This window comes from Tepidimonas fonticaldi, assembly GCF_001675355.1.
Lineage (GTDB): Bacteria > Pseudomonadota > Gammaproteobacteria > Burkholderiales > Burkholderiaceae_C > Tepidimonas > Tepidimonas fonticaldi.
Map to the genome: position 1 here is coordinate 1 of NZ_LZDH01000009.1, position 1317 is coordinate 1317.

Consider the following 1317-nt stretch of genomic DNA (forward strand, 5'->3'; position numbering starts at 1 on the left):
GGTTTTCGAGAGGCTCCAACCTTTGAGAAGATGGAGCCCAAATGAAACCTGTGAAGTTCTCTCCGGAAGTGCGCGAGCGTGCCGTGCGCATGGTCCTTGAGCAGCGTGACGAGTACCCCTCGCTGTGGCAAACGGTGGTGGCGATCGCCCCCAAGATTGGCTGTACCCCCACCACCCTGCATGGCTGGGTCAGCCAGCACCAGATCGACGCGGGCCAGCGGCCCGGCGTCAGCAGCGCCGAGCAGCAGCGCATCCGCGAACTGGAGCGCGAGGTCAAAGAATTGCGTCGCGCCAACGAGATCCTGCGCCTGGCCAGTGCTTTTTTTGCCCAAGCGGAGCTCGACCGCGTCAAGAGCAAATCCAAGGCGTGATCGCCTTCGTTGATCGCCATCGCGATCGTTTCGGGGTCGAGCCGATCTGCCGCGAACTGCAGGTCGCCCCGGCAACGTACTGGCGGCATGCGCAGCGTGTCTGTGATGCTTCGCGGCGCAGTGCGCGCGCCCAGCACGATGAGGAACTGATGGCGGCGATCGAGCGCTTGTGGAGCGCCAACTTCTGCGTCTACGGCAGCCGCAAGATGTGGCGCGCCCTGCTGCGCGAAGGCTGGCAGGTGGCACGCTGTACCGTTGAGCGACTCATGCGCCGCATGGGGCTGCGAGGCGCGGTGCGTGGCGGTATCAAGCCCCGCACCACCGTGGCGCAGCCTGGGGCGCCGTGTCCGCTCGATCATGTGCAGCGGCGCTTCTGTGCCGAGCGTCCCAACCAGTTGTGGGTGTCGGACTTTACCTACGTCTCGACCTGGCAGGGATTTGTCTACGTGGCCTTCGTCATCGACGTGTACGCCCGGCGCATCGTGGGCTGGCGCTGTTTGTCGCGCATGACGGTGGACTTGGTGCTTGATGCGCTGGAGCAGGCGCTCTATGCACGCCGCCCCGAGCCCGGCGATGCGTTGATTCATCACAGCGACCGCGGCGCGCAATACCTGGCCATTCGCTACGGCGAGCGGCTCCTCGACGCCGGCATCCAGCCCTCGGTCGGCACAACCGGCGACAGCTACGACAATGCCATGGCCGAATCGATCATCGGGCTGTACAAGACCGAGATCATCGAGCACCTGGCACCCTGGAAGAGTCGCGAGGCCGTGGAGATCAAAACGCTGCAGTGGGTGCACTGGTTTAACCACGAGCGATTGCTGGAACCCATCGGCCACATTCCGCCCGCCGAGGCTGAGGCAAACTACTGGCGGCAGCTCCAGCACAAGCCGGAGACCGCCTGATACTCAAACCCAATCGCCTCTCAGATTCCCGGGGCGGTTCA

General features: G+C 64.3%; 1 protein-coding gene and 1 other annotated feature. The gene reads left to right on the forward strand.

The window, feature by feature from the left end; translation table 11 throughout:
- Window positions 1-41: 41 nt before the first annotated feature.
- Window positions 42-1276 (forward strand): IS3 family transposase gene (locus A9O67_RS01815; protein ID WP_408033403.1). Its coding sequence is split into 2 segments (ribosomal slippage): window positions 42-327 and window positions 327-1276, totalling 1236 coding nucleotides; the frame shifts between segments, so codons are not numbered across the junction.
- Window positions 317-442, forward strand: a sequence feature (AL1L pseudoknot). (Overlaps the previous gene by 126 nt.)
- Window positions 1277-1317: the final 41 nt, after the last annotated feature.